This window comes from Sphingobium sp. SA916 (assembly GCF_002894065.1).
Classification (GTDB): domain Bacteria; phylum Pseudomonadota; class Alphaproteobacteria; order Sphingomonadales; family Sphingomonadaceae; genus Sphingobium; species Sphingobium fuliginis.
Map to the genome: position 1 here is coordinate 39,837 of NZ_LXYF01000014.1, position 12,902 is coordinate 52,738.

General features: G+C 65.1%; 13 protein-coding genes. All 13 read right to left on the minus strand.

Features of this window, described 5'->3' with window-relative positions; all coding sequences use genetic code 11:
• Positions 1–2 precede the first annotated feature (2 nt).
• Positions 3–1,427 (minus strand): conjugal transfer protein TraH, encoded by a 1,425-nt coding sequence (locus A8G00_RS03540; RefSeq protein ID WP_103000025.1) that lies wholly within the window; start codon positions 1,425–1,427, stop codon positions 3–5.
• 47 nt (positions 1,428–1,474) lie between these two features.
• A complete protein-coding gene (locus tag A8G00_RS03545; protein WP_103000026.1) occupies positions 1,475–2,050 on the minus strand; it encodes a hypothetical protein in 576 nt (191 codons plus the stop codon).
• Positions 2,050–2,892 carry a conjugal transfer protein TraF gene (locus A8G00_RS03550; RefSeq protein WP_253257908.1) on the minus strand — a complete coding sequence of 281 codons (843 nt, stop codon included), beginning with the start codon at positions 2,890–2,892 and terminating at the stop codon, positions 2,050–2,052. Before A8G00_RS03550 ends, A8G00_RS03545 begins: the two co-directional genes overlap by 1 nt.
• Before the next feature lie 44 nt (positions 2,893–2,936).
• On the minus strand, positions 2,937–3,542 hold the full coding sequence (locus tag A8G00_RS03555) for a S26 family signal peptidase (RefSeq protein WP_103000027.1): 606 nt from the start codon (positions 3,540–3,542) through the stop codon (positions 2,937–2,939).
• On the minus strand, positions 3,514–4,257 hold the full coding sequence (locus A8G00_RS03560) for a type-F conjugative transfer system pilin assembly protein TrbC (RefSeq protein ID WP_253257899.1): 744 nt from the start codon (positions 4,255–4,257) through the stop codon (positions 3,514–3,516). Before A8G00_RS03560 ends, A8G00_RS03555 begins: the two co-directional genes overlap by 29 nt.
• Positions 4,258–4,348: 91 nt before the next feature.
• Positions 4,349–5,464, minus strand: a complete 1,116-nt coding sequence (gene traN, locus A8G00_RS03565; RefSeq protein ID WP_103000029.1) for a conjugal transfer protein TraN — start codon at positions 5,462–5,464, stop codon at positions 4,349–4,351.
• On the minus strand, positions 5,461–7,320 hold the full coding sequence (locus A8G00_RS03570) for a hypothetical protein (RefSeq protein WP_253257900.1): 1,860 nt from the start codon (positions 7,318–7,320) through the stop codon (positions 5,461–5,463). The genes traN and A8G00_RS03570 overlap by 4 nt, the downstream gene beginning before the upstream one ends.
• Before the next feature lie 251 nt (positions 7,321–7,571).
• Complete coding sequence (locus A8G00_RS03575) at positions 7,572–8,531, minus strand: TraU family protein (RefSeq protein ID WP_253257909.1); 960 nt, start codon at positions 8,529–8,531, stop codon at positions 7,572–7,574.
• 53 nt (positions 8,532–8,584) lie between these two features.
• Positions 8,585–9,181 (minus strand): conjugal transfer protein TraW, encoded by a 597-nt coding sequence (locus tag A8G00_RS03580; RefSeq protein WP_253257910.1) that lies wholly within the window; start codon positions 9,179–9,181, stop codon positions 8,585–8,587.
• Between the two features lie 52 nt (positions 9,182–9,233).
• Positions 9,234–9,467 carry a hypothetical protein gene (locus A8G00_RS03585; RefSeq protein WP_103000033.1) on the minus strand — a complete coding sequence of 78 codons (234 nt, stop codon included), beginning with the start codon at positions 9,465–9,467 and terminating at the stop codon, positions 9,234–9,236.
• A complete protein-coding gene (locus A8G00_RS03590; RefSeq protein ID WP_253257901.1) occupies positions 9,464–9,802 on the minus strand; it encodes a hypothetical protein in 339 nt (112 codons plus the stop codon). The genes A8G00_RS03585 and A8G00_RS03590 overlap by 4 nt, the downstream gene beginning before the upstream one ends.
• Positions 9,799–12,288: a TraC family protein gene (locus A8G00_RS03595; RefSeq protein WP_103000035.1), complete on the minus strand. Its 2,490-nt coding sequence runs from the start codon at positions 12,286–12,288 to the stop codon at positions 9,799–9,801. Before A8G00_RS03595 ends, A8G00_RS03590 begins: the two co-directional genes overlap by 4 nt.
• The gene (locus A8G00_RS03600) at positions 12,285–12,896 is read right to left on the minus strand and encodes a TraV family lipoprotein (protein WP_103000036.1); all 612 of its coding nucleotides are present in this window, start codon (positions 12,894–12,896) and stop codon (positions 12,285–12,287) included. Before A8G00_RS03600 ends, A8G00_RS03595 begins: the two co-directional genes overlap by 4 nt.
• Positions 12,897–12,902 lie beyond the last annotated feature (6 nt).

The following is a 12,902-nucleotide window of genomic DNA, read 5'->3' on the forward strand; positions in this document are numbered from 1 at the left end:
TCCTATTGATTGCGCGCGGCGGTGCCGGCGGCGTCGCGGGCATCGCGGTCGCGGACCCGCAGCAGGCCGGCATAGTTGGCGGAGAGGTTGGCCGCTGACAGGGCGGCCATATAGCTCTGGCGCATCTGTGCCCGCTGGCGGAGAACCTCGTCGCGCAGGTCGCGCAGCTGCTCGATGCCCTTGGTGAGGATGCGGGTCTGGCAGATGTTGGTCGATGCTCCGTCGGCGGCACCCGCCGCCGTCGTTCCGCGCTCGGCATTGCTGACCGTGAAATCGATCGTGCGGGTGAGATCGTTCAGCATCTGATAGGCGAGCGTCAGGGCGACCAGCTCATCGGTATCGGCGATGACGGAGTCGACGACGCCCTGCCGGACACCCCATTCGAGCATCCGGTAGATCGGCAGCGTCCGCACATTGGCGACAAATTGCCGTTCCTCCGCCGACAAGGCCGACCGGGTGCGGATCTTGGTCGCGATGGACAGCATCCGCTCGCGCGCCAGAACCAGCGCGCCCCGGCCGGTTCCATCCTGCCCGCAGTCCGCGCCGCTCGGAGGAATGTTGAGCGATCGGCGCTGGACGCGACCCGTCAGGAAATCCTGGGCGCTTTCAGTATCCTGCGCGGGACATTGGGGGATGGCCGTGAACAGCGGCACCTTGTCGTTCGTATCCCAGCGCATATAGACGTCGCCAACCCGGGCGCGCATGACGCTCGCCCAGTCGCCGGCGCCGACGCGGGCCGCGGCATGCGAGAGGAGCGAGCCGGTCCTGAAGATGTCCGTCACCTCGGCGGGGCAGTTCGCCAGCGCGTCCTTCAAATCCTCGGTCGGGTTGTTGCTGTTGGCCTCAATCTTCTCCCGGCTCTGCTGGTAACTTTTGGCAAAGCCCTGCTTCACCGAGCGGTAGCCCGTCATCTCCTCGATGATGCCCGACATATTGTCGTCGCCCTTGGCGATCTGGACCATGCGGTTTGCCAGGCGGCAGTCGTTGACCTGGATGGAATTCAAGAAATTGGTCGCCGCCTCCATCTTGCTGATAATATTGCCCATTTTTTCATCAAGCGTTTCGAGCAGATATTGGAACGCGACCGCCGGCGCCGCCTGGAGGATGCTCTCCAGCTTCTGGACGAGATAGTCGGGATCGAGGAACGACATGCCGCCCAGAAACATGTCGATGCCGCCGCAGCCGGCCCTGACCTTGGGGAGGCTCACCGACATCAGATAGTCATTATGCACATCGACCCGGCCCGACATGCCGCCAGCGGTGATATAGCCGCGCGTCTGGTCCTCAAAGCTGCCAGGCGAGGTATAGGTGACATTGTCGAACCAGCTCTCGGCCCAGCTTTGCGCACGGGCCGGTGCCGATGGCAGCAGGGCCAGGGCCAGCAGGACGAGCGGCGAGCGAAGAGCGCGGCGAAGAGGGCCAAGCATAGGAGGCTCCACAGGAGATAAGGAAGGGAGGGCCGGACGCGGCATCGTCAGCGCCTGCCCGATCGGACCACCGGCTGCCCCACGATGCCGGTGAATTTCGCCATGGCGCGCACGCCGACATCCGGGCGCACCCCGGTCAGCATCTTGGCCGCGAGATAGATATTGCGCGCGAGATTTGGCGCATGGTCCGTGCCGATAGCGATCGGCACGATGCGCTGGTCATCGGCGAGCGGGCGCGCCCAGGCGACGGGATGTCCGACCCAGGGAAGCCCAAGCCGCCCGGACCGGATCATTGCCTCCTGGCCGCTGATCACCCGCACGCGCCAGCCATATTGGCGTCCGAGCGCGGAGAGCTTGGTCCAGAGATCGCCGCACGCGACACAGCCTTCTGTCGTGCTCATCTCGACGACGAAGGCGGGGCCATGGCCCTTGAGCGTCGCAGCAAAATCGTCGGGGAACGTGCGCGTGACCGGCACCCGGGAGAGCCAGGCCTGCATGGTCCTTGCGTCACCGACCGGATGGATCGCCGCGCGCATCGCCTGCTCGCGGGTCACAGGTTGCGCGCCGGCCGATCCCGTTCCAACGACGAGGCCGGGAATGCCGAGCAGGAACAGCGCGCGCATCATGGTTGCTCCCCAGTGCCGGTGTCCAGAAGATTGCCGCCAAGCGCGCGCGGGTCCGTGGCCGACACAGGCCCATTGGCGAGGGCATCGAAGAAACCGGCTTCCTCACCCGCGCCGGTCATGAACTGCTCGGGCCTGATGTCGCCGCGCAGCAGGCGAACCGCCTGATAGGCCATTTGGGCGAGAGTCGGATAAGCCTCGACGCCGGTGGCGATCGTCATCCGCTGCGCGCTGCCCCGGCGGATCACCATCGTGGTCGGCGTGACCTCGACGCCGAAGCGTTCCTTCACATCGGGCCGGCGATCTAGATCGAGCAGCGTCACCTGCCAGCCCATCTCCTCCTGGAAGCGCTGGATGATCGGCCACTGCACCCGGCAATAGCCGCAGCTCGACCGCGAGAACATGACGAGCGCGAAATCCCGCCCCTGTGCGCGAAGATAGGATCGACGGATCAGATCCTTCTCGGCGGTCATTTCCGACCGGGCGTCGCCGACCATGGGGTTGGCGGATTTGGAGTTGAGTTCAGGATGCTGGAGCATCGCGATCTGCGTCACGCCGGCAAAGGCGCGGGCCTTGCGCCGGGCGAAATCCTGGAGCCGCCAGAAATCGGCGACGGCATCGACCGTCAGAACCGTCGCCGCATAATCGCGCTGCTCCTCGATGAGCTTGCGGATGTGCGGCGGCGTCCAGCGCGCGAGCTCGGCCATGGGCGGGATGATGGGCTTCTTGACCGCCTCCTCGGCCTCGCTGTCCTCCTTCGGGGGAGGCGCTTCATACCACCAATATCCCTGCCGCTGCTGCGGGGCTGGCGGGCGTGCCTCCGCCATCGCGATGGTCGGCATGGCGAGCGCGGCGCCGGCGATGCCGGTCATGACCAGTCGCGCGCTCACAGGACACGCTCGATGCGGGTGAGGCGGCGCGTCGGCAGCAATCCGAAATAGCGACTGTCAAAGCCGCGGGGATGGGGCGAGCCGACATAGATCATCCCCTTGGGGATGATTCCGCTCCAGTGCATATGCTCAAGCTTCATGCCGTTGTGCGCGACAGGCAGGCTGACCCCCAGCAGCGCGCCGTTGCAGAAATAGCGGCCGTCGGTGGCGTGGACAGCCTGGAGCGATGGCGTCTCGATCATGGTCAGCCGATCGCCGGGCAGGCAGAGCGCATGTTTCGTGACGAGGATCGGCTTGGGACCGGCGATCGGATGCCGCAGCGTGAACATGACATAGTCGCCCCGCTCGATCGGGCCGGGCGCCTTCCGAACGATCCAGGCCTCGATCGACGGCGACATGACCAGCATTAGCTGCGGGATCAGCACGGCCGCGAACAGGGCCATGGGGAGGACAAGGGCGAGGCACCACCACAGTTGTTCAGGGCGGGGCGATCCTCCAGCTTCGGGCGCGCCGAGCGCGGTGGCGGCTTGGCGGGGGAGCCTCCTGCACCCCCGCCCGATTGCGCGAATGAGCTCAATGAGAGCCAAGAAGAGCCTGAGCATGGCGCACCTCCTCCTTGCCGCCCAAACGGGCAATTTCTTCGAGCAAACCGGGGAGCGCGCTGTCGCCATAGACAATATGGCTCGCGCGCAGACTGTCGTCGTCGCGTTCGCAATAGGCCTGCACCGGATCGCCCGGCACCATGGCGAGCGCGGGCACCTGGTCGATGCCATGTTGGCGGAAGACGATCGGGTCGACGATCAGCTGGACGTTGCGCATGGCGCAGGCCGGTCCCTCGCAGCCCGGATCGAGGCGCAATATCTCCGCGCTGAGCTTCGCCATGGGCCCAACCTTGTGCAGGCCGCCGGGCATGCCTCGGAAGGCCATGACGCCCTGGACGCGTTCGAGTTGCGCGGCATAGGCGCGGAGCGTGCTGATCGGCATCGAGGCGGAGGCGAAGATCACCGGCATCCAGGCCTTTGCCTCGCTTGTCGGCTTGGCCATGGTCCCGGCGAGGGCCTGCGCATCCGGGGCTTCAAGGCCCAGGGCCTGACGCAGAGCTTTGGCCTGTTCTTCCCGCTGGGCGGCAAGCTGCTTCTCGGACTCATCATGTGCCGTCCGGGCGCGCGCCTCCATACTGGCATCCGGGCGGCGCCTGCGCAGCCCCTCGAAAGCGCGGCGCCTTTGCGCTGCGGCCTTCACATCGGGGAGGATCGGTCCCGAGCCGCCGTCCGGCTGCGTTCGGCTTCGCGCGATGGCGTCGGCCAGACGATCCATGGACGCGGCGCCTTGGTCCTTGATGGCCTGACCTCCACCATCCTGCGCCGAAGCGGAGCAGGGGTGAGCCAGCAACAGAAGAAGACAAGCGCTACGGCTTGACCGCTTTGAGATACGCATCGACGCGATCCTCCATGTCGATCTGAATGTCCGATTGGGCGCGGGCCTCGATGTCCGAATAATATTCGGAGAGGTCCATCCTGCTGAAGTCGAGAGCCTGGAATTCCTCGGGCGTAAAGCCGCGGCACATGGGCTTTTTGGGCGTTCCCCAAAGATCGCCGTTGAAGCTTTTGAGCTGCGGTCGCCCCTGTTCCTGGATGATCCGGCCGAGCTTGGTGTTGAAGCAGCAATGGCCGCGGGCCTTTTGCAGGCAGACCCCGAGGAAACTCGACGCGCAGTAGCTGCCGACCTCATGGCACATGCCCGAGCCCCGCAGCATCGCGGTTTCCATGTCCTGCTGGTCACAGCCAGAGAAGAGGAATTCCATCATGAAATTGATGGCGAGACTGATCGCGATCGAGGTGGGATCGAGACCGACGATCAGCGCATTGGCGCCCGCGCTGGCGGCCTGGCTGGCGGTCGCACCGGCCTTGAAGGCGGTATAGGCGGCCTTCATGCCGGTGAACACGCCCTTCGCCACCGCGATCTTGGTGCCAATGGAGGAGATGGACGATCCTATCCCATCCTTCACGATCTTGCCCTTGTCCTTGCAACAATCGGCGAAGGTCGTCGAAAGCCCAGCAGGCCGGCAGCGCATCCCGCGCCCGGAGAAGATCTGGATCGTGCCGAGGCAATTGCGGTCGGCATCCACCACGCCATCAGGCTCCGCGCCGGGATCATCGATCGGCGGTTCCTCCACGATCGGATTTGCCGCAAGATCAGCGCATGCGTTGGGCGAGCAGGCAGGCACGCCGCCGACCGTGCGGGTGACGCAGGCAAATTGCGGGCCGGCGGGGCAGCTATAGGCGCCGGCGGCATCGGCGACGCAGTCCACAGCCTGGATCGGGCAAAGCCAGGCGCCGGACGTTGTGGCGAGGCAGCTTGCCTGCTCGCCCGCATCCGCCGCATCGCCATTGCCATTGAGGTCGGCCGCGCAAAATTGCTGGGCCTGGGCCTCGGCGGGAACCAGCAGCGCGGACAGGAAGGCGGCCGCCGCGACGGGCAGTATAAGGGACGACGAGCGTCTCAGGGCTGCGCGCCGGTTCATTGCGGCGACCCCATGCAGACAAGATCGGCCCCGGCGAGGCGGACCGTCTGCATCATCGTCACGGCTTCCGGGAAATCGTCCAGGCAGCCGCAGGCCGAGACGATCTCCTCGCCCGCGCCAGCCGGGCATCGATTGTCCGCCGTGCAAGCATGGTAGAAAATGTCCCATCCGGCCGGATCATTCTGCTTGACGCCGACCACGCCGTCGATCGCGACCTCACTATTGGCCTTGGGCGCGCGGGTCTTGCAGATCGGCTCACAGGCGGGCACCGAGCCGCGATCGGGCAGAGCGAAGGGCCGCGTCGTTGTCGTGATGGTGCCGTCGGACGCGAGCGTGCGATCGGCAAGCATCGTTTCTGTCGAATGGTCGATGATATAGGCGCCGCGGCTCAAATCCGGCTTGGTGGCGCCGCCAAGATCGACCGCGCATTTGTAGCGGCGATCGCGCTCGAAAAAGTCACGGCTATATTGGACGGTGCAAGCGCCGCTGCCGAACAGCCTTGTCTGGGGCAGGGGCTTGAGACCGGTGTTGACGCCGTTCCGGAAGGTGACGACGCCATCGACCGATTCACTGTCGAGCCGGCAGGCGGGATTGGCGGCATAGCCCGCGCACAAGTCCACCAGCCTTTCGCTGACCTCGCAGGCGGTATCGACCTGCACCTCGACCGTGACATAGCCCCAATTGCCGCCGCCACCGCCGCGCACGCGCGCGCCCACAATCGTTGCGCCGGCTTTCAATTGCGGCAGGATGTCGATGGCGTTCCGATTGTACCAGGGATCGTCGCTGATCCGGCAGTCGCCCGATGGCAGGGCTTCGCCGAGCCACGGCCGCTTGCCCGCATAGCCGACAATCTGGCCGTTGACCCGCGCCTGGACCCAGTCATCCGCGCCCATCTCGACGATGCGGGCGGAGACGATGCGCGTAGGCGCGATCGGATCGAAGGTCGCGCTATAGATGGGCGGGCTGCTGCCGCAGCTGCCCGCCCCTCGAATCTGATAGCGGCGGCAACCCGTCCCGCAGTTGGTCGTCGATGCGATCGAGCCGCGAACGGCGATGATGTCGTCATAGTCCCAGCTTTTGACCGTGATATCGCGGTCGATCGTGCAGCTTCGGCTCTCCTCCGCCTTGCCGCCGCCAGCGGCCGAACCCGCGAGGGCCTGGAAGACGCTGCTCGCCTCAGCTGCGGCACTGGCGTCGCCGGTGATCGCCGTCGGGTTGGCGCGATAGCTTGTGGCGGTGACCGACGGATTGGCGGTGCAGGCGGTCGTCTGGGCGCCGGTATAGCGGATGACCGGCCCGTCGATCATCGCCTGCGCGACGCCGATTCTGGGATCGGCGGTGGTGAGCGCGCCGATGACGCCACCGCCCAGGTCCTTGAGGATTGAGCTCATATTGCCCCAGGCAAGATTGGCGCCGCAGCTATTGTTGACGCAGTAGCAGCCCGAAAGCGCCGTCAGGTCGACCTCGCTGAGCTTGAGATTGCCGCTGTCGGTGAGCGCCCATTGGAAAGGGCGGCACTGGTTCCAGCTTCCAGGCTCGCAGGAAATGATGCCGTTGACGCACACCCCCGATACCGGGACGGGAACTGTCAGGCTTTCGTCGAATGTCCCGTCGAGATTTTTGTCCCGAGAGATGCTGAGCGTGCCAATGTCTCCCGTCGAGGACGGCTGGGCCAGCAGTTCCAGCAAGGTCGCGCTTTTCTGGCAGGCGATATTGGGATTGAAGGTCCGGCTATTATCGACGGTGGCGATCGGCTCGCCAGCAAGACCAGGTGTCAGATAGTTGCGCTGGATCGCGTCGCTGTCGCTGGACTTGGCGCGCGAAGCCTGCGCCGCCGCCCGCGCGCGGTCCTCCATTGTCTGAGCCGAGGCGGTGGGTATCAGCAGGGTGGCCAACGCGGTCGCAAGGAAGGAACAGGCCGAGAGGGGGTGCCTGTGCCACCCGGGGGTTATCACGGCCGCGCTGGCCATAGGTGGAGCGGTATCGCGGGGGAGGTAAAGCGATACCGCTCCGATCCCGCACGCCGGCTGCCGGCCGTCAGAGCCTTGGCGAGCAATCTTCCAGCTGGAGCGACCGGATCGTGCGGGACAGGGGGGAAGGAGACTGCTCATGGCACAGCGATGCCGGCGCAGCAGATCACCTTTTCGAAAAGCATGAACTGGGCATTGTCCTTGCCGGGCGCATGTTTGCCGCTCGACCAGAGCGCACCGGGGCGGCCGATATTGACGCATTTGCCGCCCCTGACCGGCTCCATGATCTGGAGCTTGTAGCGGGACTTGGTCCAGATCGGCTGGGGGATGAAGGCGCAGCCATCGGACGAGCTCACCGTCAAGGCGCCAAGCCGGCCCATCATGAAGGTGCCGCGTGCGGCAAGACCGGCCCAGGCTTCGGCGCTGTCATCGAAATGGATGTCACCCGCGATCGGATAGGTGGCGCCCCAGCTTCCCATGCACCAGAAAAGCGGGTCGATGACCTTGCCGGCAGCGGCGGCCGCGCTGTCGCCCATGCAGGCTAGGCCGGCGGCGGGATTGCCGAAGAGAATACCCTCGGGCTGGATGATCGCGCCCAATGTCCCCGATTGCCAGGTCGGCAGAACCTCGGTGATCATGGCGACATCGAAGCCGTCATTTTCCAGACAGGGGAGGTCGGTGAACATGTCGAGCATCGCCCAGACCGGCGAGATATAATAATGCATCTGCGCGAACATCTTGCGCGTGTTGGTGCCGTCGGCGATCGAGGACTGGCTTCCCTGGAGCTTGCCGCCGGTCGGCATCAGGTCCGCGCCCAGCGCCATCATGCAGCCGGGTTCGGTCACCACGTCGATCATGCGGTTGGGGGACCAGTAGGAGACCTTGACGCCAAACCAGAATTGCGCGCCTTTGCGGCAGGCGCAAAGCGGCTTGGAGGCGGACTGCGCGTCCAGTGCCTTGTCGAGCTTGTCGAAGCTCCCGACGCGAACGCCGCCGATCGTGATCGGGAAGATGCAGGTCCAGCGGACCTTTGTGATCGGATTGAAGACCGATCCCGCCTCGCATTTGGACGCCATGGCGTCCGCCGGCCAGAACATCAGTGCGGCAAGGCCGAGCAGGACAGGGGCCGCCAGAGGCGCGCTTCGCCGTTTCATTGGACAGCCCCCGCCGGCACTGACCGGCTTTTCGGGCCATATTCGGTGAGAATGAGCCTCGTGCCCGCCTGGGCGACGACAACGGGCGCGACGGTGAGGCCGAGCCTCTCTTTCACCCGCTCCTCCAAGATGAAGACGGCCCGCCCGGTCTTTTCGCTGAGCGCGATCGCGTCACCATTCTCCTTGCCGAACGAGGCGAGCAGGATGAAGTCGGCGGGTCGTGTCGTGCGCAACGCGAAGCCCAGGTCGCTTGGATGCACGATCACCAGCCGTTGCGGCATTTTTACATAGGTGAGCGGATTGAAGCTGAACCCCTTCGGGTAGAGGAGCTTCCCGTCCGGCAGCCTGATGTCGAAATCGAGCGTATAGAAGGGGACGACGCTGCGGACGCGATCTGCGGTTGCTCTCCCAAGCGGCGCGGCTTTGAGCGCGCTCCATCTCTCGCGCGGCCCGAACGCCTTGCTCATGTCCTTGGGGAGCGACGCGGCCTTGGCCTCGATCTCGGTCAGCGCATCGGGTTCTGCGATCGGCCAGGTCCGTCCGATGGTGCTGACCGACGCATGCGCGGTCCCTGCACAGGAACAGGCGAACATCAGCGCGCACGCAATCCATGCCGGTCGGGGCGCGCCGCGAAGGGGCAGGAGATCAGCGGTCATGGCGACGCCTCCAGGGCTGGGCAGGAGGTTCAGGTGGGCCCACCAGTGCCAGGACCAGCGCAGCCATTGCGATCAGGCCAAAGACCCCGATCAACAGGCGACCGCTGGTGTCGAGCGCGGGACTGAGGAGGAGCATCGCGCCTTGCGCGAGCAGCAGCAGGAACCCGCCGAGCGCCAGACGAACCGCCGACGGGGAGGGCGTGGCCGAGACAAGCCCATTCATGGCCGCCAGCGCCTCTTGATGCGGTCGACAAGCCGGGTCGTCCATTTCGATAGTTCGAGAAGGCAGATGCCGCTTGCGAGGCAAGAGGCGGAAACAAGGACGCTGGCGTGCAGTACGAGTGGGGTGGGCTGCCGCAACACCAGACCGGCGGTCAGCACCAGAAGCCCCATGAGGATCGTCTCGACCGCGATCAGGCGAAAGCGCCAGTGGAAGGCTTCCTTCTCGAAGCGCTCAGCCATCCGCTCCCGGACCAGCCGCTCGATGAGATCGTCATCGGGCATCCGGCTTTTGGCGCTTTGCGCTTGCTGCGCGAGCATCGGTGTGGGCGCTGTCATGCGAGACCTCCCGTGACTTCGGCAGGATCCACCCCAGCAAGCCGGCAGACCGCCTCGAGGGGTGAAAGACCCTGGCGCATCAGCCCCTCGAAGGCCGCGACCTCATCGGGCGCGGACGTATTGATCCAATAGGAAAAGGGATCGACGACCAGCCGCGCTATGCCGAGACCAAGGGGCGAGTCGATGAAGACTTCGCTATAATTGGGTTTGGAATTGCGGACGGATTTCAAAAGGTCGAGGACGAAACCTGAATAGTCGAGTATCTTGTTGTCGACTGCCTTGTCATAGGTTGAACCCTGGAGAAGGAAGCGTGTCGCCGCATTTTCCAGGATCACCTGGCCCGTTCCGCCGAACAGCAACAGGTCGTTGAGACTCTGGAGCACGATGCCGAAGGAACCGCGATATTTGCGCGCGCGCCTGTAGCCCTGACCGAAGGCTTCGGCGAGCCGCGAGAGATCCTGGCCGTCGGTCCGGGTCATGAACTGGGCGGCTTCATCGCAAAGAACGAAGCGCGGTCGGTCGCGCGCAGAGAGATAGAGCTCCTGCGTCACGGCATTCACCACCACCATGACGATGACGTTGAAGAGGTCGGGCATGGATTTGAGGCGCTCGAGTTCAAGCACCACAAATTCGTCCGAGCGTATGTCGAGGGTGGAAGGCCCATTGAAATAATGGCCATAGGCGCCGTCCGACCCGAAATCCCGCAGGTTGAAGGCGAGTTCGCGGGCGACGGGGATGAGATGCTCGACCCGATCAAGGTCGCTGCCGGCATAAGCGGGATAGGTGCCGAGCCAGTCGCGCACGGCATCGATGCCGCGATCGGCGCGGCCTCCGTCGATCGTCCACTGCACGGCGGATTTGAGGAGGTTCCATTCGGAGGTCGAGACGCCCTTGCGCGTCGAGGCGTTCGCCATTTCCGCGACGATGGCGACTGCCATGGTGATGGCCGACTGCTTGTCGTCGCCGTCCAGCGCGAGGCCCATGTCGAATGGATTGAGGACGAGCTGCTCCTCCCCGATGTCGATATAGCGGCCCGAGCAAAGGGTGCAGAGCTTTCGATAGCTGCCGCCAATGTCGATGATGCGGATGAGCGCGCCGCAGGCATAATATTGCTGGCAGAGATTGTTGAGAAGGAAGCTCTTGCCCGCGCCACTTTCGGCCGAGACGATGAAATTATAATTGTTGATGCGCGGATCGAAGAGATCGAGCGTGATGAGCTGGCCCTTGCGCCCGGTATAAAGGAGCGCCGGTCGCCCACCCCCGCGAAAATCGGTCTGCACCGGCGCCATCAGCACCGCCGCCTTCACCGGCATCCGAAAATCGCGCTCCAGCATGCGGAGCGTCGACCGATCGGGATAGAGACCGAACGGAAGGGCCATCACTAGCAGCGTCGTGTTGAGATAGCTTTCTTCCTGCATCGAGAAGGGCAGGGGCTCGCTTTCCCACAGCCGCTTGGCGCGCGCGGCGAGTTCGCGGGCATGGGCGCGGTCGCGCCCGAACACCCAGAGGCAGGGGATGACGCGGACGAAGCGCGAATTGCTGGCCTCGTCGAGGATCCAGCCAATCTCGTCGATCTGCTTGCCGACCTCGATCGCGAAACTGCCCGCCGCTTTCTGCGCCGAGAGGATCTGCGCCCGCTTGTGGATCTCGAACTGGCTGTGATCGAAGAGAATATTGAGCGTGTAGAGGAAAGGGCCGCCGATCTGATCGCTGTCCTCGGACGAGCCGCGCATGCCGCCCATCAGCCGGTTGGCGCGTTCGGCGGTGATCCGGCGCGAAGGGGCCTTGGGGGTGAGGCAGCGCGCCACCTGGTTGCCGAGGAAGACCTCCGGTCCCTCGAACAGGAGATCCGGGCCGGCATCAATGATCTGCTTGGCGAGGGGCGGCGCGCCGACCGTTCCGCCGTCCGCGAACACGCCCGGGGCGGCCTGGGCCACGCCGTTGAAGACGCGGCGATAGAAGGCGATCATCTCTTCTGGCGGTAGCCGCCTGATGCCGAGCTTGGAGAGCTGCTCCTCGACCTGACGGCGCAGATCTTCGCCGAGCGGTCGCCGCGTCTTGATCGACAGCAGCGTGCGGAAGTTGCGCACCGGAATGTCGTGAAGCGCCGCAAGACCGTGCCGACCGCGGCTCAGATAATCGCGCGTCCGCCGGGCCGAGGCCTGGATCAGCGGATCGTCGCGGGTCTTGAGGTCGAGAAAGGCGTCCAGCGCCTCGTCGATCAGCGGGTCGGCGAAGGTGTGGATCTGAAGAACCGTTCCATCCGGGAACTGGATGTTGAGAAGTCCCAGCAGCGCGGCGTGAACATGGCTGAACATATAGGCGGTGGGGATCAGCTCCCAGGCATGGCCCCAGCTGTCGTCGATGCAGAGAAAGGCTTCCGTCTCCGGGTTCCACGCGACAAGGGGCAAATGGTTGGAATAGCTGTCGCGCCGGACCGCATTGCGCAGGCGGGCATAGCTCAGATTGCTCGACGCCCTGCTCATGGCCGGGCCTCCTGCGGCAATGCGGCGGCGGGAAGGGGAGCGTCGACGCCGTTTGCGCCCGCCTCTTTCCGCTGGCCGAGCACCGGTTCGCGCAATGGCGGGGGCGGCGCGCCGATCAAGGTACCGCCCACCACCCAGACGGGCCGGTCGACCACCGAATAGACATAGCGCGGCATGTAGAGCCGGTCGGGCCGCTGGCGGTCCGCATAGGGGAGGATGAGCGTGCGGACCGTCTGGGCGGGTTTGAGCATCGGCGTCGTCGGCGCGTCGATGAGGCCCTTCAATTCCTGATAGACGCTGTCGCGATAGCTGCCCCAGGCCTCGGGCGCCTGCCGGCGGCCCGCCTTGGTCCGCATGCCCCCATGGGGTTCGCGCAGCAGGGCCTTGTCGTTCGTCACCCGGGGATCGGACTTGGAATTGACCCCGGCGACGGCCTCCTCATAGGCCCGCTCGGGATGGATGCACTGGCCATGATCGTCATTCTTGCAGGAGAATTTCTCCGAATAGGGCGACATCATCGAGCCGATGGTTGTGCATCCCGCGAGGAGGAGGATGGCAGGGGAGAGGAGCAGGCGGCAGCGAGGCCGACCGAGGAAGCGTGAAGGCATGACGGC

Excerpts from the sequence above, each read along its gene's own strand:
- A8G00_RS03590 (WP_253257901.1), bottom strand. The coding sequence starts at position 9,802 with ATGACAGCGCCCACACCGATGCTCGCGCAGCAAGCGCAAAGCGCCAAA.
- A8G00_RS03550 (WP_253257908.1), bottom strand. The coding sequence starts at position 2,892 with ATGCCGACCATCGCGATGGCGGAGGCACGCCCGCCAGCCCCGCAGCAG.
- A8G00_RS03585 (WP_103000033.1), bottom strand. The coding sequence starts at position 9,467 with ATGAATGGGCTTGTCTCGGCCACGCCCTCCCCGTCGGCGGTTCGTCTG.
- A8G00_RS03570 (WP_253257900.1), bottom strand. The coding sequence starts at position 7,320 with ATGGAGGACCGCGCGCGGGCGGCGGCGCAGGCTTCGCGCGCCAAGTCC.
- A8G00_RS03580 (WP_253257910.1), bottom strand. The coding sequence starts at position 9,181 with ATGTTCGCCTGTTCCTGTGCAGGGACCGCGCATGCGTCGGTCAGCACC.
- A8G00_RS03555 (WP_103000027.1), bottom strand. The coding sequence starts at position 3,542 with ATGCTCAGGCTCTTCTTGGCTCTCATTGAGCTCATTCGCGCAATCGGG.
- A8G00_RS03540 (WP_103000025.1), bottom strand. The coding sequence starts at position 1,427 with ATGCTTGGCCCTCTTCGCCGCGCTCTTCGCTCGCCGCTCGTCCTGCTG.
- A8G00_RS03595 (WP_103000035.1), bottom strand. The coding sequence starts at position 12,288 with ATGAGCAGGGCGTCGAGCAATCTGAGCTATGCCCGCCTGCGCAATGCG.
- A8G00_RS03560 (WP_253257899.1), bottom strand. The coding sequence starts at position 4,257 with ATGGATCGTCTGGCCGACGCCATCGCGCGAAGCCGAACGCAGCCGGAC.
- A8G00_RS03545 (WP_103000026.1), bottom strand. The coding sequence starts at position 2,050 with ATGCGCGCGCTGTTCCTGCTCGGCATTCCCGGCCTCGTCGTTGGAACG.
- traN (WP_103000029.1), bottom strand. The coding sequence starts at position 5,464 with ATGAACCGGCGCGCAGCCCTGAGACGCTCGTCGTCCCTTATACTGCCC.
- A8G00_RS03575 (WP_253257909.1), bottom strand. The coding sequence starts at position 8,531 with ATGTTCTGGCCGGCGGACGCCATGGCGTCCAAATGCGAGGCGGGATCG.
- A8G00_RS03600 (WP_103000036.1), bottom strand. The coding sequence starts at position 12,896 with ATGCCTTCACGCTTCCTCGGTCGGCCTCGCTGCCGCCTGCTCCTCTCC.